We start from the raw sequence: 20,609 nt of genomic DNA on the forward strand, positions 1-20,609 counted from the left end.
TATCGCCGACAACCCGGCTCCCCCAGGAGCCGGATTGTCCCTTATATGTTCAGCGCTGTTCGTTCCTGCCGGGTAAGGCGGATCGCCAGGGCGGTACGCTGCTCCTTGCTCCAGGCCCCCAACACGGCGTAGTCGCGCAGGTAGTCCGCGCCACCGTCGGGATAGCGCTCATCCAGCGCAGCGGTCTTCTGTTCCAACTCGCGGGCCAGGGATGAGAAGTCAGTGGCGTATTTTTTCTTCAGGTAATTGCACCAATACTCAAGCCCCACCAGCCTCTCCTCGAAATCCGACGTGTTTTCACTGTCCACAATCGTGGCGTACGCATGGTCAAGGTCGGCCTGGGAAACCTCCGACAATTCGCCGAACAGCATGCCAGTGGGCTGCCTGGGCAGCTCCAGGCGCTGCGCCAGGCCAATGCGCAAAGCCAGACGAATTTCTACCGGGTCGATGTCCGGACGCCTTTCGATAGTCGTTTGGGCGATGCCCTCTAACGCCTCCAGCCGGATCATGCTGCGGGCAAACTTCAACAGTTGAGCCCCGTTCTGCCCCTGCTCGGCCAGCCTCAGCGCATCGAACTCCAGCACACGGGTTTCAAGCTCATTGAACAGCAGGATCCTGCCATCACCACAGGTGATATCGGGCACCAGCGCCGTCGCCCTGGCAAACAGGTCACGCCGCATGGCCGGGTTTTGGCTGATTGCTTCCAGCACCGCCCACACGCGCTGCGTCAGTTCGGCAGGAGCCTCAAGGAAGTCCTCGGTATGGCGCAACTGTGAAAGGCTGAAGAAAAAGTCGCGGCTGCCCTCCTGTGCATTGAGCTCGTCCCAGATTCGATGTTTTGCCGAGTGTGGCTCCACCCCGGCAAACCACTGGGCCTTCTGCATATGGGGTGTTTCGATTTCCGGATGATCCAGCGAGTAGTCAGAGGTGTCGGAAAACCCCAGCTCATCGCGTTCCCGGTACTCCAGGACCATGAACTCAAGCTGCTCGACGGAAAACCCCAGGCCATTGCCGGTCTGGCCCAGGTAGACCTGCAAATTCTCACAGCTTTGCTGATCAAGGCGGTTGCCCGATAAGTTGGTATCCGCCATCAATGGGCGATGTTGCGGCTCGAATACCGCATCCGGCAGGGTCTCGATCCAGTTGTCACGCAAATCCAGGGTCCGAAGGCGTGGTAATTCGAGCACCGTCATGGGCCATTCGTCCAACATGTTCTGTTGCAGATACAGGGTGTCGAGCCGGGCCAAACCACTTAACTCCAACTCGCCCATGAGATTCTCGCCCAGATCCAGCCATTCCAGTTCATGCATTTGCGCCAGATAATCCTGTAGCGGGTCGGTGCTCTGCAATTCATTCCTACCCAGGTCCAGCCGCCGCAATCGGCGAAACTCACCAAGAGCCTCAGGCAAGGCGCGCAAGCCGTTGTTGCTGAGCGTCAAGCTGCGCACATGACTGAAGGCCCGCAGGAAGTCGTTGGAGCCCTGGGCCGTGAGTTTGACGCGATTCAGGTTCAGCTCGCTGACGTGCGCAAAGTCCCCGGGCAGCCTCGGCAAGGCTCCCAGGGACAAGCCGGAAAAGTCCAGGCGCTCAGCCCCATTAGCCTCAACCGTGAGCGGCGTGGCGCGCAGGGTAAAACGCCAACTTTCCAATAAGCGATCGGCCGCACGCCGGCGGTCCAGCGCGCTGACCCAACTGCCGTCCAGGTAGCCATGGACATCCATCCACTCATTGAGCAGCGCTACCCATTGCCCATACTGGGTTTCCCATTCTTGCAGCCGCGCGTCGATCTGCGTGGCATCAAGGCCGATGGCGCGCAGTTCTTCGATGCGCAGCGCCGCCAGCGTGGCGTCCAGCGCCGGATCCAAGCGTTGCATGCGCGCTGATGGCGCCAGGTCGGCGGCCGTCGTGGGCAGCGCAACCAGCAAGTCGGGGCGGCGCAGCACGTCCTCGGCAAAGTACTCCGGATCGCCCCCCGTCAAGCCTTGGGCCAACAGTTCGCGAGGGATGCCCAAGGGGCTTTCCTGCGGGCTTGCTGGGTAGTCACGGGCGTAGCGCCGGGCAAATAACCGAGCATCGGCACGTGCCTGCGCACTTAAGCGGCAGCCGCGCAAGCGGGTATTGGCCAGCAGCAGGTCATGCCCTTGCAGCGCTGCTTCGGGGATCGAGGTGATGGCGCTGTGACTCAAATCCAGGCTGTGCAAGGCCGGCAGTTCAAGCACGCCCTGCGGCCAGTCGCTAATCGCACTGTGACTCAGGTCCAGGATCTGTAGCTCGCGCAGGCCGCTTATATCCAGGCCACTGAGGGGGTTGTACGGCAACCGCAACGATACAAGTCCGGTCAACCGGCTCAACTGCGCCTGGATCACAGGGGTGACAACCAGCCAGTTATGGGAGAGGTCCAGGTGGCGCAGGGATGGGTGGTCAACCAGCACCGAGGGAAGCTCAGTCAGATTATTGCGGGTAAGGCTCAGCGTATCCAGCCGGGGGAAGTGGCCAAGCCAGGTATTGATGCCTTCCAGCGGCACACCTATGTCACTGAGGTTCAAACTGCGAACATGGGTAAACCCGGTGGCTGGCAACTTGGGCAAATCAATCAGGTCGGCGTCTGACAGGTCCAGTACGGTTGCCGCAGCTGACACCTGACTGTCGTCGACAATGCGCGGCTCCAGGCCTTGGCGCCAGCAATCAAGCAGCGCTTCGGAAGCGATCTGCCGCTCGACCTCAACCCGGCCAACGCCAGAGTCACGATCTGACCATTGCTCCAGCTCATCGACCAACCGGCGGTGTTCCTCGCGTATGCTGTTGACCCTCTCCAGACGCTGGCGGGAGGTCAGCCCCCGCGCGCTGAAATGGGCCAAGACCCGTTCGATAAAGGCCGGCGCTCCGGGTTGCAGACTGCCCAAGACACCTTCGCAGTAACTCTTTACCAGCCGCCGCTCTTCAATCAGATGGGCCGGATTGTCATGCAGGTGCTCATAAACCTTCATGAACTCCTGAGGTTCATAGGCTGACCAATTCATTTGCAGGCCTCGCCACAAGCGCTGGTGCCCGATAAACATTTCATCGGGTACTGAGCGCAACGGGGTCTGGGCTATATCGAGAAACTCCAGGCGCTCAAGTGCCAGGCTTCCTTGCGGCCAGGTTTCCAGCGTCCCGGATACCGTTAAACGACGCAACGCGGTCAACCCGCTGACGTCCAGGGTTTGCAGGTTGCCTGCCAGGGATAACTGCCTGAGCCCGGCCATGCGCTCAAGCGGGCGCAGTACTTGCGCCGAATACGTGAGCGAAGGGCCGGTGAACGATAGTTGGGTGACTCCGGGCGCGCTCGCCAAGCGCTCTGTTACTGCACCCAGGTGCTCGGGGCGCACATACAACTGCAGATGCTGCACGTTGGGAAACGGCTGGAGCAAAGCAGTGGTTTCCTGGGCCAGCAATGCGCGCCCTGACAGGTTCAGGGTTAGCACATGGGAAAAATCGGCCTGCCACTCGGGCAATGCCTCCTCTACCCGCAAACTCAGGCTGCCATGGGCCGCCCTGTCCCGATCAAAGCCTTGGCGCCAACAGTCGATAATATCTTCAACCGAACGCAGGCGCCTCTCATCCTCCCCCGCCCATTGTTCAAGGGTCGTGCGCAATGCCGTCAATTCGTGCTGGCGGTTGGCAAATAGCCGCCAGATTTGCGAGTCACTTTCACCGTCCAGCCGGCGGGCCATTACCAGCGCCTGTGCCTCGGTTTCGCTCATGTTTGGATACACGCTGCGCGCATGGGCGATCAAGCTGTCATCCGTAGCGAAAAGCGCTCCCCGCCCCGACAACTCATACCCCAGGCGCCCGCTCGGCAAGCGTAACGCCGGCCGCGTGCGTGGTGTGCGCAACTTGAGGATGTCGTGGGCGATGATCTCGCGGTGCTCCCTGGCGTAGGTCGCCAACGCCTGCTGCAAGTCCCCGCCCTGGCCGGTCGGCACTAGCGCTCGACGCATCTCATCAGGCAAGGCGTCCAGGATCGACTGGAACAGATTGCGTCCATCGGCGGGCACGCTATTGAGTGCGCGGCCACTGGCATCGTGGGCCTGGAAGCACTCGCCGCTCTTGACCAGGTATCGGCGCACTACGGCGTGCTCATCGCCAATGCTGTCCAGCAAGGGGCCGCGAATGCCCCCTTGGCGCATTTCAAGGCGCACACCTTGGGGCCATCCGGACAGGCGCGCCAGGGCCTGCAAGGCAAGCCGGTCACTGTCAGTGTTAGCCAGCCGGTCACGGTGCAAGCCGCTGATCGCCCGGCTCAATCGCCCCTGTTGCATACTGAGGCGGGCCTGGTGGTCCAGGCGCGCGCTGACACGCCCGCTGTCTTGCAGACGCCTGAGCTCCTGCGGGCTGGCGCGGTCAAGCAGTTCCTCACGAGCGTGCTGGGTCAGGCCGGGAAACCGCCGTTGCAGTGGCCCGCTGTCGGTCACGGGCGCGCCATTACCGTGTAGCTGGGCGTCGAACAGCGCCGCCTGTCGTTGTAGCGCGTAGTCTGCCAGGCGCTCATTGAACACCTGCTCCCTGGGCTGCTCCCCCCAGCTGGAGGCGCTGCCCAGCAAGCCGGTGACTTGCTGTTCATCCAGGCCATTTAGTACCACGTGGGCGAGCTTGCCTTGCTGCAAATCGGCGCGGCTGATTTTCAGGGTTGGGCGGCCATCGTCCGCCGACAACGGGCTGCCATAGCGAATCGAGCCCCCCTCCGGCTCCAGGCTCCCGCCCACCCACTCATCGGTCACGGGCACGCCAGGCTGGTCGCCACGCCGCGGCGTGCCCAGCAAGCGCCGGGCCTGCTCCTCACCCAGCCCTTCCTGCCCTGGCTCGCTGCGCCCAACCACGGCTCGCTGCTCAAACACCTCCAGCACCCGCCCTGGGGGCCAGCCGGGCATTTCCACGGCGAGGGGCAAGGCATACTCGTGGCGGCTGTCCAGGCCTGCACCACGGCGCAGCCGCCCGATCAGTTCATCAACGTCGCGGTCGGCCCTGAACCGCTCCAGGGTATCGGCCAGCACGGCGGGCACCGGCAAACCGTCCAGATGCACTTTGCGCAACAGGTCGTCCTGCACACCACTTACGTCGCCGATCACACTCAAGGCCTCATCCGAAAAACCTGCGGTAATGTGTCCCAATCGGCGCAGCAGGGTCAGGCGATTCCAGGCCAAGGGGTACTCATGGCTATGCCGCCAGGCTCCTGCCCGGTTGTGTTCGAGAATTGGCTGGTACGCCCGGGGGTTGCGTGGGTGTTTGATCCGCCATTTGTTTAGCTGCGGGTCGAAGGTCTTTTCATAGAGCACGTTATCGATGTGCACATGGAGCTTGCCATCGACCTCATACTGCCCCAAGGCATTGGGCTTGCTGCCGGGCATCAGGGCAACGTCACTTTGGTACCCGCCCAGGTCCGGTTTCCATAAGCGAACCTGCCCACCCGGCAGCTTCACCGGGACTAGGCCTTCGATAACCGGTTCAGGCCTTAACTTGCTCAGGGCCTTACCGCCACCAGCCGTCACGCCAAGCAACGCAAGGTTCTGCGCCAGGTCGATCAAGTGCGCCCTGGCAGCCCTGCGGTCGCCCTCGTTCCACTCCTGCGCGGCCTCGATCACCTCCGTCAACAGTTGCTCGGCCATCACCGCCATCATGAGTTCGCCCAGTACCGGCACAAACCCCGCGATAGCACCCAGGCCGAACATCCCGACATTAAGCAGTAGGGCCAGCTTTCGTGTGCGCACCCTGGCATCGACATCCGCAGTGGGCACGGCGTGGGCAGCAGCATCAGCGAGGCTCTTGTCCCGGTGCTGCTCATATAGGTAGGTCCACAGATCGACCTTGTCGCTAGCATATGCCTGGTTTTTGAACGCCATCGCCACAGGCGCCAAATAGGGGGCCGGGTTCGGCACTTGAGGGGCCAGGGGCAAGGGCGGGAAGTTCTTAAGCTTGAAAACGGTCACTTTGCTGATCAGCTCATAAAACTGGCCTATACCGGGGAAGTTCGAGCCGATTTTCTCGCGCAAGGTGGCGTCCGGCGCATCCAGGGTGAATTGGCTGAAGTAGTGCGAGCGATCGGCATAGTCGACAAACTGACTGAAAAAAACCTGGTAGTCCGTGGGGCGATCCACCCGGGTCGAGGCCAAGCCCGGTGTGCTCAAGCGTTGCTTCAAGGCCGTCAGCAGTGGGGCGCGATGGGTGTAGCGTTTTAGAGGCTGGTAAGGGTCCTGGGGGATGTACAGGATCGGCGAATCGATATGCTCATCATCGAAGGCCAGAAACAGCACGCAGCCGGTCATGCGCAGCTTCATCAGGCCGAGGTCGCAGATCCACACCGGTTGCCCGCCCATCTGCGGCGAGCGTTCGCCAGCGATCACCGACAGCACCATGTTGTAGTCAGCCTGGGTAATGTCCTCGCACAATAGGGCCAACTCAGCCGCCGCGCGCATCGCGGCCTTTTGGCTGGCGATGAATTGCTCGCGCAGGGTAGTTTCGTGGGTGGTAAAAAAACCCTTGAGGTAGGTTTGGAACTGACCGCCCAGATCCAGGCTGCGGCACAGCCTTAAAAACTGATGGACCTTAAGGCTACCCAAGCGCACCGGTAGTAAGGAGTCGGCCGCGCTGCCAGGCGATGACGTTTGCCAGCGCAAGCCCGACGATGAGTGAAAGGCCCCTTCCTCGCATTCGCCCTCCTCGAAGTTGTGCAGCGCCGCCTGCAATAGCTCCAGCTTCAAAAAATCGTAGGTTTGCGCCTCGATATTGAGATCACTCACCTGCAGGGACTTTCTCAGGCTTAACCATGTGGCAACCTGGGGGGCCAGGGTTACCTCATACTGGTCCTTGAGCGCCTTGACCAGTAGCGGCCGGGCAAACGCGTCGATGCTTTGCAAGCCAGACAGGGTCTGGTCAAGGGCGGTCTGCGCGGTGAAACTTGCGATAAAACAGGCATGCAACTGCTGGCGTTGCTCAGGTGTTGCGTGCCAATAGGCCGGCGGTAAAGGGGTATCGGCGTGTTTGAGCGCCATTCGGCGTGCGGCCGTGCTATCGACCAACCATTTCGGCATGGCGCTGGTCAATAACGGTCGATGGACACTGGGCGTTGCCGGCAACGCGGGCGAGTCGGTCATGATGCGGCTCCAGGAAAAGGAGCACCAGCACATCACAAGGGCCAAGGCTAACCGTGGTAACTACGTCTATCCTGTGGGGAGCAGTAACTTCTACCAGCCCTCGCAGGAGGACTCATGGACACACCGGACAATAAACCACCGACCTTCTGGCAGATGCTTCATAGCGTGATGGCTGCCGCTTTTGGTGTGCAGAGCGGCAAGAACCGCACGCGGGACTTTACCCATGGCAAGCCCAGCCATTTTGTGGTGCTGGGGATTGTGTTTACCGCCGTATTTGCCCTGACACTCTTTGCCATCGTCAAGCTCGTACTGCTTATGGCCGGGGTATAGGCCCGATTATTTCAACAGCATCTGCAGGCTGAAGGGATATTGGTAGGCCGCAGGCTTGCCCTGGGCCGAGAGTTCACGAAAATTCACGCCATCGCCCTCATGACCACGCTTGTCCAGCAAGCGCTGGGCCTGGGGCTCGTCAATCAGCTGGAACAACTTCACCTGCCGCTCGCGCTCGCCAGGGTCTTGGATGCCCACGCCCCTGGCGTCGTCGTGCAGCAGCACCATGGCCCAGCCACCGACGGTGAAATGCCCGGCCACCAGCGCACTGATTCGTCCCTGCAGGCGCGCTTGCAGGACGTCAGGAGAACTGTTGATCGCGCTGAACAAAACCTCCTTGCCGGGCGTGCGCCCGCTGCCATTCAAGGCCTGCATGGCCCCCAGGGCCATTTCATCATTGGCCGACCAGACCAGCGTGGCCTGCGGGTAACGCTTGAACATCAAGGTTGCTTGATCAAAGGCGCGCTGGCGGTTCCATTCGCCATAGACCAACTGGCGCAAATGAACTTCAGGGTGTTCGCGCAAGGCGCGCTGCAGTCCCTGCTCGCGCGCCTGTGCGGTCGGCGTGTTCTTGGCACCGGAAAACGCCAGCAAGTCCAGGGTCGTGCCGGCCGGGACAGGCCCGTGCTGGCGCAACAACTCCTTGAGCATCAGGTAACCGCCCTCCTCATCATTGGCGGTGATGCTGCCCATCCAATTGGGGTACTTGCCAGCGTCCAGCAGTTGCACCTGATCGGGTGTCAGGGCGTTATTGACAATCAGCAACTTGACCTGGCTGCCCTGGGCCATCCGCAGGATCTGCGGGGCGATGTACTGCTCGTTGACCAGCACCAGGTAATCCGGGGACTGTGGGCCTTGCAGCGCTTCACGAGCCTGCTGCAGGGTATTTTGCGGGTCACGCTCGGAATAGCGCACACGCAAATCCAGGCCGAGGTCCTTGGCCGCGGCCTGCATGAATTGCGCATAACTGACCCAGAAGGTTTCAGTGGACATACCTGGGTTGAGAAACACCACTGACGTGGCATGGGCCATCGCCCCGAACATCATCCCCACCCACCACAAGCACCCGCAGATAACCTTCGACATTTCTGCCCGAACCCTGAGAATTGACAGATCATAATAGTGGCAATAAGCCTTTTGATCTTGGCTATTTGTCAGCAGGCCGGACAGTTTTGTGCGATCAGTTCCCTCTATTGGTGGCTGACCCAGAACACAGCGGCTGAAACCACCAGGATAATCAGAAACAGAATCGCCCAGGCGTCCACGGTACTATCAGGTTTACGGGCTTTGGTTGGATTGCTCATCGCATCGCCTCTTGTCGGTTTTATAGGTGATTGCACTAAGACTCGACCACAGTAAAGATCATGCTTTCCCGCATGACAAGTGTGGGTATCGCGATAACTGTTCTCATTAGTCGATTTGGTTCTTTGCATATACTAAAACATCACTTTTGCGCATAAACGCAAGCTGGTATCGTGCGCCGGCTCCGTTGGGAGTGCGCGGCCGTGCGCGCAGATTTGCCGAGAACAGGACCTATATGTACGTATACGACGAATACGATCAGCGCATCATCGAGGACCGCGTCAAGCAGTTCCGTGATCAGACCCGACGCTATCTGGCAGGTGAACTGAGCGAAGAAGAGTTCCGCCCTCTGCGCCTGCAAAATGGCCTTTATGTTCAGCGCTTTGCGCCGATGCTGCGGGTCGCCGTGCCTTACGGCCAACTGACTGCGCGCCAGACACGCATGATGGCCAAGATCGCCCGAGACTTCGACAAGGGCTATGCCCACATCAGCACCCGCCAGAACGTGCAGTTCAACTGGCCGGCCCTGGAAGACGTGCCGGACATCCTGGCTGAATTGGCCACCGTGCAGATGCACGCCATTCAGACCAGCGGTAACTGCCTGCGCAACGTGACCACCGACCAGTTCGCCGGCGTAGCCGCCGATGAAGTGATCGACCCGCGCCCGTGGTGCGAGATCGTTCGTCAGTGGACGACGTTCCACCCAGAATTTGCCTACCTGCCGCGTAAGTTCAAGATCGCCATCAATGGCTCGACTTCCGACCGCGCCGCGATCGAAGTCCACGACATCGGCCTGGAGCCGGTGTACAACGCCGCTGGCGAACTGGGCTTTCGCGTGCTGGTCGGTGGCGGCCTAGGCCGTACGCCGGTGGTCGGCGCCTTCATCAATGAATTCCTGCCGTGGCAAGACCTGTTGAGCTATCTCGACGCCATCCTGCGTGTGTACAACCGCTATGGCCGTCGTGACAACAAGTACAAGGCGCGCATCAAGATCCTGGTCAAGGCCCTCACCCCCGAGGTGTTTGCCCAAAAGGTCGACGCCGAGATGGAACACCTGCGCGGCGGCCAGACCACCCTGACCGAGGCCGAAGTGCATCGCGTGGCCAAGCACTTTGTCGACCCGGACTACAAGGCCCTGGGCAACCAGGACGCCGAACTGACCGCACTCGACCAGCAGCACCCAGGCTTTGCCCGCTGGCGCACCCGCAACACCCTGGCGCACAAGCAGCCGGGCTATGTGGCGGTGACCCTGTCGCTCAAGCCTACCGGTGTTGCACCGGGCGATATCACCGACAAGCAACTGGACGCCGTCGCCGACCTGGCCGACCGCTACAGCTTTGGCCAACTGCGCACCTCCCACGAGCAGAACATCATCCTCGCGGACGTTGAGCAGAGCCAACTGTTCACCCTGTGGGGCGAACTGCGCGAAGGCGGTTTCGCTACGCCGAACATCGGTCTGTTGACCGATATCATCTGCTGCCCGGGCGGCGACTTCTGCTCCCTGGCCAACGCCAAGTCGATTCCGATTGCCGAATCGATCCAGCGCCGCTTCGACGACCTGGACTACCTGTTCGACATCGGCGAGCTGGACTTGAACATCTCTGGCTGCATGAACGCCTGTGGTCACCACCACGTCGGCCATATCGGCATCCTCGGGGTGGACAAGAAAGGCGAAGAATTCTACCAAGTGTCCCTGGGTGGCAGCGCCAGCCGCGATGCGAGCCTGGGCAAGATCCTCGGCCCATCCTTCGCCCAGGAAGCCATGCCTGACGTGATCGGCAAGCTGATTGACGTCTACGTCGAACAGCGCACCGAAGATGAGCGTTTCATCGACACCTACCAGCGCATCGGCATTGACCTGTTCAAGGAGCGCGTCTATGCAGCGAATCATTAAGAACAACGAAGTCGTCGACGAAACCTGGCACCTGCTGCCCAAGGATGCGGCGTTCGATGGTGTCTCCAACTGCGACGACCTGATCGTGCCATTGGCCCTGTGGCGTGAGCATGGCCACGCCCTCAAGGCCCGCGATGGCGGCCTGGGTGTGTGGCTGGACGCCGATGAAGAAGCCGAAGAAATCGGTGATGACGTGCAACACTTCCAGGTCATCGCCCTGAACTTCCCGGCCTTCACCGACGGGCGCAACTACTCCAACGCGCGCCTGCTGCGTGACCGTTATGGTTACAAGGGCGAGTTGCGGGCGATTGGCGATGTACTGCGCGACCAGTTGTTCTACCTGCACCGCTGCGGTTTCGATGCCTACGCCTTGCGCGCCGACAAAGACCCGTACGAAGCGCTGGAAAGCCTCAAGGATTTCTCGGTGACATACCAGGCCGCTACAGATGAGCCATTGCCGCTGTTTCGGCGGCGCTAGATACCTTCTGTAGGATGTAGGAGCGAGCTTGCTCGCGAAGATCGTCAACGATAACGCATGCTTTCTGGATTAACGCGTTGCTCTTGAGTTCTTCGCGAGCAAGCTCGCTCCTACAGGGCTCTCCAATGACGCCAGCACCCGCTCCTGCCCCATGGAACAAGGCACGCCTTCGGGTTGCGCCCGAACCGTCTCGATCACGCCTAGCAACTGTGCCTTGCTGTGCGCCAACTGCACTTGCATCGCCTCGATCTGCTGCACCTTGCGCTCCAACCCTTCGATCAGTTCCTCCCGCTTGTGCTCCCCCGCAACAGGCATCATCGCCTTGAGTTCCTGCAGGGTAAATCCAGCCTGCTGCGCGCTCTGGATCAATTGCAGCATCTGCAGTGCCTCGGGGGCATAGCGCCGATAGCCGTTGGCCTGGCGCCCCACCTGGTTGATCAGCCCTTGCGCCTCATAAAAACGGATATGCGATGCCGCCAGGCCACTTTGTTTTGCCAACTCGCCAATATTCATCACTCGATCCCGCTTGACATTAAAGTTAACTTTAAGCTTAGCCTGAGGCCTCCCTCGCTCAGGAGTCAACTCATGTCACCCTTCGAACCCTTGCAACTGCCCAACGGCCAAGTCATCGCCAACCGTATCGCCAAGGCCGCGATGGAGGAGAACATGGCCGATGCCAATCAGGCGCCCTCCCCCGCGCTGAAGCAGTTGTACAAGGCCTGGGCGGACGGTGAGCCGGGGTTGCTGCTGACCGGCAATGTGATGATCGACCGTCACGCCATGACCGGCCCCGGCGGCGTAGCCCTGGAAGACGAACAACACCTGGACAGCTTCCGCGAGTGGGCAGCGATTGGCCGGGCCAAGGGCATGCACTTCTGGGTGCAACTCAACCACCCAGGGCGCCAGACCATGGCCAATCTGGGCCAGCAAACCTTGGCGCCGTCGGCGGTGCCCCTGGACCTGGGCGGTTTCTCGAAGATGTTCGCCACACCCAGGGCGATGACCGAAGACGATATCCAGGACGTCATCACGCGCTTTGCCACTAGCGCACGCCTGGCCGAAAAAGCCGGGTTCAGCGGCGTACAGATCCATGGGGCCCACGGTTACCTGCTCAGCCAGTTCCTCTCCCCCTTGAGCAACCGGCGCAATGATCGCTGGGGCGGCTCGCTGGAAAACCGTGCCCGCCTGCTGGTCGAAGTGATCAAGGCCGTCCGGGCAGTGGTCAGCCCTGGTTTTTGCGTGGCGGTAAAACTCAACTCGGCGGACTTCCAGCGCGGCGGGTTTGATGCCGACGATGCGCACGGCGTTGTGACCATGCTCAACACCCTACCTATCGATTTACTTGAGCTATCCGGTGGCAGTTACGAGGCACCTGCAATGCAAGGTGAGGCACGCGATGGCCGAACCCTCGCCCGAGAGGCGTATTTCCTGGAGATGGCCACTGAGCTAGCAAAACAGGCCAACATGCCGGTGATGGTCACGGGAGGGATTCGCCGTTTGCCGGTGGTGCGACAGGTCCTGAACAGTGGCATCGCCATGGCCGGCATTGCCACGGCCTTGAGCCTGGAGCCGCAACTGATCAAGCAGTGGCGAGAGGGCCGCGACAGTCACCCGCAATTGCGCCCGATTGGCTGGAAACGCAAGGCGCTGGCATCCCTGGCGACCATGGCGGTGGTGCGCTATCAACTACGCCGGTTGAGCCAGGGCCGCCAGCCCAACCCGCGCGTCGCACCGCTGCTGGCGCTGATTCAAGACCAATGGTTCGCCGCCCGGCGCACACGGCAATATCGACTGGCGATGGCCAATCAAGCAGCCTGACCCTATGCAACAGACCCAGCCACCAGGACTGGGTCTGGTTGATCCGTCAGCCCTTCTGCTTCGCCACCCATTTGCCATAGGCATCGATGAACGCTTGCAGGAACGGCTTGGTTTTTTCCGACAGCTTGCCTGACTCATCGAACGCACTGCCTGCGCCACCCAGGTAGGCTTCCGGTTGCTGCATGCAGGGCACATCCAGAAACACCAGGGACTGACGCAAATGGTGGTTGGCGCCAAACCCGCCAATGGCCCCCGGCGACACACTGATGATCGCCCCCGGCTTGCCACTCCAGGCGCTCTGGCCGTAGGGGCGTGAGCCTACGTCAATGGCATTCTTCAAGGCCGCAGGTACCGAGCGATTGTATTCAGGGGTAACGAACAGCACCGCATCGGACGCCGCCAACTGCTGGCGGAACGAGGTGTAGGCCGCAGGCGGTGTTGCGCCATCAAGGTCTTCGTTATAGAGCGGTAATTCGCCGATTTCGACGATGCTGAGCTTGAGGTTGGCCGGCGCCAATTGCGCCAATGCCAGGGCGACCTTGCGGTTGATCGACTCTTTTCTCAAGCTGCCGACCAGTACGGCAATCGTATAGACCTTGCTCATGGGGCTTTTCCGACATCTGACTAAAGGAGCCTGTAGTTATAGAGCCTTCGCCGGCCTATCACCAGCGGGTTTTGCCCAACTGGCGGTTGTTTTGCGCCGAGATCTGCCTATAGGAAAAATAAGCAGAACATCAGCGAATAGTATTTTTCCTATGTAGGTAAACTACCCGCCTTAATGACGGTCTACAGAACCGCAAATCGGTGTTTTTCTCCAGAGGTTCTAAACAGATGGCAGCAGTACTTGTCGGACAATTCCATGCCCGCGACGCGGAAGGCCGCGTTTATTCAGTGCATGAATTTCAGGAGTCCACCTCGTCAGACGGCGGTTCAGAACCGGTAATTTCCTACAAGCTGGCGATTGGTGACCGGGTCAACAAGGTCGATGACAACACCTTTGTATTGGTTCAATCGCAGGTCTCCCTGACCCGCGAACCCGAAAACACGCCTGTTTGATAAGGCTGTGCCTCCAGGCAGAAGTCATATGAGCGGACTTGGGTTAGGATTCACCCGGTGAATCCCTTACCTGCTGAACATGGACTTCATGCATGCGTTTACGTCATATCGAAGTGATTCAAGCCATTTTGCAGACCGGACACCTCGGCACTGCCGCCGAATGGTTGCAACTGGCTGTGTCCGATGTGGACGCCACCCTCAAGGACGCTGAACAGCAGTTGGGATTCATGCTGTTCGCCAGCGTCCGCGGGCGGTTGCAGGCCACCCGTGAAACCCTGGCCATGCAGGCGCAGATCGCCCATCTCTACGAAGCCCTGGAGCCTATACAGCGCCTGGCCAGCAGCCTCAAGCACCATCATGCCCCACCGCTGCGCACGCTCTGTACACCGCCGTTGGCCAACCAACTGCTGCCGCAAAGCATCGCGTTGTTGCGCCGACGCTTCCAGGACACCCCCTGCAACCTGTCCAGCCAACCGACACGCGACATCGTCAGGAGCCTGCTGCTGCATGAGGCCGACCTCGGCCTGAGCCTGCATGACCCTGAGCACCCGCAAATCACCAGTACCGTGCTGGCCCAGGGCAAGTTGCAGTTGTTGGCACCCCATGGCTGGCTCAAGCCCCGGCAGAAATACATCGCCCTGCAAGAACTGGCCGGCCAGTCGATGATCGGCCTGGAGGGGCAAGACCCGTTGAGCCAGTGGCTGGACAGCAAGCTGCAGGCCCTGCGACCGTTGCCGGTGATCCAGACACGGGTGCAGACCTACCAGATGATGCGCAGCATGGTCGAGGCCGGCGAAGGGTTGGCGGTGGTCGATCCATTCACCGCCAGCGGCGCGCGGGAGGCAGGCCTGGATACTTGCCCGCTGTCGCCGCCGATCCTGGTGAGCCTGTATGGACTGACGGTCAAGGACAGCAGCCCGAGCCCTGCGCTCAATGCGTTGCTGGAGATTGTCACGCAGAAGGCACAAGCCCTGTTGTCCCCGATCGGCTAAGCACGCACTCACAGTGGCCTTGCTACCGTGTAGGAGCGAGCTTGCTCGCGAAAAACTTGAGAGCTGCGCGGTTACCCTGCAAACGATGCGTTATCGTTGACGTTTTTCGCGAGCAAGCTCGCTCCTACAGGGCCCTTGCCACAGCTGCAACTCAGTTGAACAAGCGATACCAGAAAATCGCCACTTCCCGCGTCTGCGGGTCAATCCCGCGATAACGCAGGTGGTCGATGCCACCCATCACATAGCCGCTGCGCTCGTATAGCCGGCACGCACCCAGGTTGTTGTTCTGGGTCTCCAGCATCATCCCCGGCAGGTTTTTCTTGCGGCTCCAGAATTGCGCCACATCAAGCAAGGCCTTGGCCACACCATGTCGGCGGGCCGGCAGTACCACCGCCAGCTCATCAACATGGGCATACCCGTTCCAGTTGGTACTGACGACGATATGGCCAACCGGACGATCATCCAGGTAAGCCATGAACACCGCACTGTCGGCGGCATCGCGGTAGCTGGCGAATTCCTCGGGATCGATACCGTAGCATTTGCGATACGGCAGGATCTGCTCCACCGCCCATTGATCGACAGGCTTGCCCAGCTCTGGCGTGCCATACACGCACACCTCAAAGCTGAAATCATTACCCCATACGTAGGCGTCAAATCCCTCGTCGGCGACTCGCACACTGAGCCCCGGGTACTTCGGATTCACTACAGCTTGCATAACCTTCCTTAACACTTGATGCAATCGACGGTGTAACAACGACCGCTGCCGTCGTCTTCGTGTTGTAACCCATGCACATCGGCGACAAACCCGGGGAAACTGCTATCGAACTCCCGGGCAAAGGCCAGGTAGTCGATGATCGAACGCGTCGATTCAGTAAAGCGCTCCCCCGGCATGATCAGCGGAATGCCCGGCGGATAAGGCACCAGCATCACGGCAGCGATACGCCCTGGCAAGGCGTCGATGGAAACCGCCTCGACCTCGCCACGGACCAGTTGGTCATAGGCATCGGCCGGTTTCATCGCGATTTCAGGTAAAACGGTGTACATGCGCTTGAGGTGCTTGGCTGTGGCATTGCTGCGATAGCAGCCGTGCAACTGGTCGCACAAATCCTGCAAACCCAGGCCCTGATAGCGTGCCGGCCCTTGCTGGAATACCGACGGTAGGCAACTGGCCAGGCTGGTATTGGCGTCGTAACTGCGCTTGAACTCCAGCAATTCCGTCAGCAGGGTACTCCACTTACCTTTGGTAATACCCATGGAGAACAGCACCAGGAACGAATACAGCCCGGTCTTTTCTACGACCAGGCCACGTTCCCAAAGGAATTTGCTGACCACCGCCGCCGGAATCCCGCAGTCACTCAAGGCGCCACCCGCTGTCAGGCCAGGCATGACCAGGGTGACCTTGATCGGGTCGAGCAACACATAGTCTTCGGCGATATCCCCAAAGCCGTGCCAGTCGGCTTCCGGCTGCAACAACCAGTCAGCCGTCGCGACCCGGTCGATACCGGCCACCGAAGGCGGTTGCCAGATGGAAAACCACCAATCATCGGCGGCGATATGCTGGCGCAGATTGGCCAGGGCCCGGCGAAAGCTCAGGGCCTCATCGAACATTTCCTGGAGCAACGAACGCCCTGCCGGGCCTTCCATCATGGCCGATGCCACATCAAGCGAGGCGATGATGCTGTACTGCGGCGAGGTGGAGATATGCATCATGAACGCCTCATTGAAGCGATCACGATCCAATTGCCGCGCCCCACCGTCCTGTACATGGATCATCGAGGCCTGGCTGAATGCCGCCAACAATTTGTGCGTCGAGTGCGTTGTGAACACCAGCGGACTGTCGGGCGTACGCGAAGTGCCCATGCCATAGCGCCCGGCGAAAAACTCGTGGAAGGCGGCATAGGCGTACCAGGCCTCGTCAAAGTGCAGCACTTCGACACTGTTGCCCAATTGCTGCTTGATCAACTCGGCGTTGTAACACAGGCCGTCATAGGTCGAGTTGGTCACCACCGCCAGCTTGACCTTGGGCTCGCGGCCACGGGTCAAGGGGCTGGCCTGGATCTTCGCGCGAATCGACTCGCGGCTGAATTCCGTGAGTGGAATCGGGCCGATGATTCCCAGCTCATTGCGCTCCGGGCACAAGTACAGCGGGATCGCCCCGGTCATGATGATCGAGTGCAACACCGACTTATGGCAATTGCGATCCACCAGCACCAGATCATCGCGCCCGACCATGGAATGCCAGACAATTTTGTTCGCGGTAGACGTGCCATTGATCACGAAGAACGTGTGGTCAGCACCAAAGTTTCGGGCCGCGCGGGCTTCGGCTTCGGCCAAGGGGCCGGTGTGATCCAGCAGCGAGCCCAGCTCCGGCACCGACACTGACAAGTCAGAGCGCAGGGTGTTCTCCCCGAAGAACTGATGAAACGCCTGCCCCACCGGGCTTTTGCGATAGGCAACGCCACCACCGTGCCCTGGGGTGTGCCAGGAATAATTGGAGTCGGCCGTGTGCTGCACCAGGGCCTTGAAGAATGGCGGCAACAGGCCATCGAGGTAAGTACGCGCCGCGCGGGCCACCTGCCGGGCCAGGAACGGCACCGTATCTTCGAACAGGTAGAGAATGCCACGCAGTTGGTTGAGCTCGCTCATGGCATCGGCCGGGGCATTTTCCAGAGTGACTTGCTCACCCAGGGCAAAGATCGGCAGGTTGGGCGCACGCAGGCGCGCCAGGCGGATCAGCTCCACCATATTTTGCAGCAGATGGGTATTTTCCCCGGCGCCTTCAGCGGCGATCAACATGCATGCCAGGCCATGATGGGTCGAGGCCACCAACCGGCCTTCGGCGTAATCCATCGCGGAAAAAATGCTGAAACCCTCTTGCTCCAATTCCCGGGCGATTCCTCGGACCCGATCACCTGCAACGGTGTCAGCCTTGATGTCGCGGTGCACGATCAGGATGGGGAACTTCAGGTCTTTGTACATGAGGGCTTGGCGTCCTGAGGGCGATGTACTCAGGGTAGAAGCTGGGAGCGAATGTGGCGAATGAAGATAATAACTAATGTAGGAATGGGCTTGTGTGGGAGCGGGCTTGCCCGCGATAGCGGTGGGCCAGTAACGAATGCGCTGACTGTCACACCGCAATCGCGGGCAAGCCCGCTCCTACATTTTTGACCGCAATTTAGTGCTGGGTCAGTTGAGTCCACAACGCCGGCGCACCCGCCGATTTGGCGATGGCTTCCAGGCGTGCCGCGTGCTCGGCCATGTCCTGCTCGCTGGCGCGGATGATGGTGGTGGCTTTGCGATCAGCCGGCAGGCGGCGGATTTCCGAAGGCCGGTTGCCCGAGCCTTCTGCCGAACCGTTGCCATCGGAGGCGTTACCCGCCAGGGACAGGCTGGTCTGCCCACCGGTCATGGTCAGGTAGACGTCCGCCAGGATCTCCGAGTCGAGCAAGGCGCCGTGCAATTCACGGCCGGAGTTGTCGACCCCATAACGCTTGCACAAGGCATCGAGACTGTTGCGCTGGCCCGGGTGGCGCTCACGGGCCATCATCAGGGTGTCGAGGATCGAGCAGTGACGGGTGATGTCCGCGCGATCCGCCTGGCCCATCAGGGCGAATTCGTTGTTGATGAAGCCAACGTCGAACGCCGCGTTATGGATGATCAGTTGCGCGCCGTTGATGAACTCGAAAAACTCATCGGCAACTTCCGCAAAGCGCGGCTTGCCCACCAGGAATTCGTTGGTGATACCGTGGACGCCAATCGCGCCTTCGTCACTTTCCCGGTCGGGCTGCAGATACACGTGGAAATGCCGACCGGTGAGACGGCGGCCCATCAACTCGACACAACCGATTTCAATGATCCGGTGACCATCGGTCACCGGCATGCCGGTGGTTTCGGTATCGAGTACAACAGATCGGATGGCCATCAGGGTTCAGCTCTCAACGGTGTGTGTATTTCAAGGGGCGGGATATTAGCACGCTCTATAACCCCGTGGCGGCAACGGCCGACGACAGCCGATGGGTTTTGGGAAAAACCGGTAAGGTATTAATTAGCGATCAATTCCCTTCGTTTATCCAATAAGTCGATGACTGCCCGTTTACCCCACACCAGAGAGAGCCAACATTCTGATGATTGAAACTCGCCATGCCATCGCCCTACTGATTAGCAGCCTGCTTCTTGGGGGGTGCGTGTCCCAGCCCTCCACCGACACTTCGGCCGGGCAACCGCCACTGATTGTCGCCCACCGAGGAGGCACTGCAGACTTTCCCGAGAACACCTTGCTGGCGATCGACAATGCCCTGCGCAATAACGTCGATATGCTTTGGCTCACAGTGCAACTGAGCCGTGACCAGATCCCCGTGCTGTACCGGCCGGCGGACCTGAGCGCCAACACCAACGGTTCGGGCGCGGTGGCCGAGAAAACCCTGGCCCAGTTGCAACAGCTCAATGCCGGCTGGCAGTTCAAACAGGGTGCGGCCAATGGCCAGGTACTATTTCCTTATCGCGAGCACCCGGTGACGTTGCCGTCATTGCAGCAAGCGTTGGCGGCCGTTCCAGCCAATATTACGATCATCCTCGACATGAAGGCCCTGCCTGCCGACACCCAGGCCAAGGCGGTGGCGCAAGTACTGGAACGCAACCAGGCATGGAACCGGGTGCTGATTTACTCCACGGATGCCAGCTACCAGCAGGCTTTCGCGCAGTACCCAAAGGCCCGTCTGTTTGAATCCAGGGATCAGACCCGCGACCGCTTGGCCAGTGTCGCTCTGGCCCACAATTGCCAACCGGCACCGCAAATGGGGAGCTGGGTAGCGTTTGAATACCAGCGCAAGGTCGAACTGGTGGAAACCTTTACCCTTGGGGAAGCACGTTCAGCGGTCAATGCCAAGTTGTGGACACCCCAGGCCATCGACTGTTTCCAGTCCAAGGGCAAGGTGAATATCCTGACGATTGGCGTTAACAGTGAGGAAGACTATCGGGCTGCGGCGTGCCTGAACGTCGACGCGGTACTGGTGGATTCGCCTCGCACGATGCAAGGCGTGAAGCAGCGGCTCGAATGGCCGCTGCGGTGTGACTGACGGTCAGCTCTGCTTGTAGCCGCGCACGTCATCCACGCCACGATTGGCCAACTGGTCGGCCCGCTCGTTGCCTGGATGGCCGATGTGCCCGCGCACCCATTTCCAGGTGATGTTGTGGCGGTTGCACTGCTCATCCAGCAACTGCCACAGGTCAGCGTTCTTCACCGGCTCCTTGGCGGCGGTTTTCCAGCCGCGCTTTTTCCAGTTGACCATCCACTCGTTGATGCCCTTCATGACGTATTGCGAGTCCGTCACCAGCAGCACATCGCAGCGGCGCTTGAGTTCTTCGAGGCCACGAATGGCGCCCATCAGCTCCATGCGGTTGTTGGTGGTATTGGCTTCGCCGCCCCACAACTCCTTCTCCACGCCCTTGCACACCAGCAAGGCGCCCCAGCCGCCCGGACCAGGATTGCCCTTGCAGGCGCCGTCGGTAAAGAGTTCTACGCTATCGGTCATTACGCTATCCATCAAAGCGGGTTGCCGGCAATCGACCGGCAGCTCCCGAGGTCGAACACTACGACCAAAATTCCAGAA

General features: G+C 60.3%; 15 protein-coding genes. 7 read left to right on the forward strand and 8 right to left on the reverse strand.

Annotated features, from left to right (window positions below):
• Positions 1-41 precede the first annotated feature (41 nt).
• Positions 42-7,130, reverse strand: a complete 7,089-nt coding sequence (locus tag H097_RS16975) for an NEL-type E3 ubiquitin ligase domain-containing protein (RefSeq protein ID WP_050593388.1) — start codon at positions 7,128-7,130, stop codon at positions 42-44.
• A gap of 114 nt (positions 7,131-7,244) precedes the next feature.
• Here H097_RS16975 and H097_RS16980 point away from each other — a divergent pair, with 114 nt between their 5' ends.
• A complete protein-coding gene (locus H097_RS16980; protein WP_032861196.1) occupies positions 7,245-7,460 on the forward strand; it encodes a DUF2970 domain-containing protein in 216 nt (71 codons plus the stop codon).
• 6 nt (positions 7,461-7,466) lie between these two features.
• Here H097_RS16980 and H097_RS16985 read toward each other — a convergent pair whose 3' ends face one another.
• Positions 7,467-8,546 carry an ABC transporter substrate-binding protein gene (locus H097_RS16985; protein ID WP_032861198.1) on the reverse strand — a complete coding sequence of 360 codons (1,080 nt, stop codon included), beginning with the start codon at positions 8,544-8,546 and terminating at the stop codon, positions 7,467-7,469.
• Positions 8,547-8,997: 451 nt separating this feature from the next.
• Between H097_RS16985 and H097_RS16990 the strand changes: the two genes are divergently transcribed.
• Both H097_RS16990 and H097_RS16995 read left to right on the forward strand, forming a co-directional pair.
• Positions 8,998-10,656, forward strand: coding sequence for a nitrite/sulfite reductase (locus H097_RS16990; RefSeq protein WP_032861200.1), 1,659 nt, complete (start codon positions 8,998-9,000; stop codon positions 10,654-10,656).
• The gene (locus H097_RS16995) at positions 10,640-11,134 is read left to right on the forward strand and encodes a DUF934 domain-containing protein (protein ID WP_032861201.1); all 495 of its coding nucleotides are present in this window, start codon (positions 10,640-10,642) and stop codon (positions 11,132-11,134) included. Before H097_RS16990 ends, H097_RS16995 begins: the two co-directional genes overlap by 17 nt.
• A 69-nt stretch (positions 11,135-11,203) precedes the next feature.
• Here H097_RS16995 and H097_RS17000 read toward each other — a convergent pair whose 3' ends face one another.
• The gene (locus H097_RS17000) at positions 11,204-11,647 is read right to left on the reverse strand and encodes a MerR family transcriptional regulator (RefSeq protein WP_050593389.1); all 444 of its coding nucleotides are present in this window, start codon (positions 11,645-11,647) and stop codon (positions 11,204-11,206) included.
• Between the two features lie 72 nt (positions 11,648-11,719).
• On the opposite strand from H097_RS17000, the gene H097_RS17005 reads away from it, so the two are divergent.
• Entirely contained in the window at positions 11,720-12,952 is a 1,233-nt protein-coding gene (locus H097_RS17005; RefSeq protein ID WP_032861202.1) for an NADH:flavin oxidoreductase/NADH oxidase family protein, read from the forward strand.
• 46 nt (positions 12,953-12,998) lie between these two features.
• Here H097_RS17005 and H097_RS17010 read toward each other — a convergent pair whose 3' ends face one another.
• Positions 12,999-13,556, reverse strand: a complete 558-nt coding sequence (locus tag H097_RS17010) for an NAD(P)H-dependent oxidoreductase (protein WP_032861203.1) — start codon at positions 13,554-13,556, stop codon at positions 12,999-13,001.
• 227 nt (positions 13,557-13,783) lie between these two features.
• Between H097_RS17010 and H097_RS17015 the strand changes: the two genes are divergently transcribed.
• Positions 13,784-14,008: a hypothetical protein gene (locus tag H097_RS17015; RefSeq protein ID WP_032861205.1), complete on the forward strand. Its 225-nt coding sequence runs from the start codon at positions 13,784-13,786 to the stop codon at positions 14,006-14,008.
• Positions 14,009-14,100: 92 nt separating this feature from the next.
• Positions 14,101-15,000 (forward strand): LysR substrate-binding domain-containing protein, encoded by a 900-nt coding sequence (locus H097_RS17020; protein ID WP_032861206.1) that lies wholly within the window; start codon positions 14,101-14,103, stop codon positions 14,998-15,000.
• Between the two features lie 151 nt (positions 15,001-15,151).
• Here H097_RS17020 and H097_RS17025 read toward each other — a convergent pair whose 3' ends face one another.
• The 3 genes from H097_RS17025 to dnaQ all read right to left on the reverse strand — a co-directional run bounded on the left by H097_RS17025 (position 15,152) and on the right by dnaQ (position 18,916).
• Complete coding sequence (locus H097_RS17025) at positions 15,152-15,715, reverse strand: GNAT family N-acetyltransferase (protein WP_032861208.1); 564 nt, start codon at positions 15,713-15,715, stop codon at positions 15,152-15,154.
• 8 nt (positions 15,716-15,723) lie between these two features.
• Positions 15,724-17,979: an Orn/Lys/Arg decarboxylase N-terminal domain-containing protein gene (locus tag H097_RS17030; protein ID WP_032861209.1), complete on the reverse strand. Its 2,256-nt coding sequence runs from the start codon at positions 17,977-17,979 to the stop codon at positions 15,724-15,726.
• Between the two features lie 196 nt (positions 17,980-18,175).
• On the reverse strand, positions 18,176-18,916 hold the full coding sequence (gene dnaQ, locus H097_RS17035) for a DNA polymerase III subunit epsilon (protein ID WP_162237649.1): 741 nt from the start codon (positions 18,914-18,916) through the stop codon (positions 18,176-18,178).
• A 268-nt stretch (positions 18,917-19,184) separates the two neighbouring features.
• Here dnaQ and H097_RS17040 point away from each other — a divergent pair, with 268 nt between their 5' ends.
• Entirely contained in the window at positions 19,185-20,075 is an 891-nt protein-coding gene (locus tag H097_RS17040) for a glycerophosphodiester phosphodiesterase family protein (protein ID WP_241495437.1), read from the forward strand.
• 3 nt (positions 20,076-20,078) lie between these two features.
• Here the strand turns inward: H097_RS17040 and rnhA are convergent, their stop codons facing one another.
• A complete protein-coding gene (gene rnhA / locus H097_RS17045) occupies positions 20,079-20,531 on the reverse strand; it encodes a ribonuclease HI (RefSeq protein WP_010171667.1) in 453 nt (150 codons plus the stop codon).
• Positions 20,532-20,609: the final 78 nt, after the last annotated feature.

Origin of the sequence: Pseudomonas sp. FH4, from assembly GCF_000510915.2 — a bacterium.
Classification (GTDB): domain Bacteria; phylum Pseudomonadota; class Gammaproteobacteria; order Pseudomonadales; family Pseudomonadaceae; genus Aquipseudomonas; species Aquipseudomonas brenneri.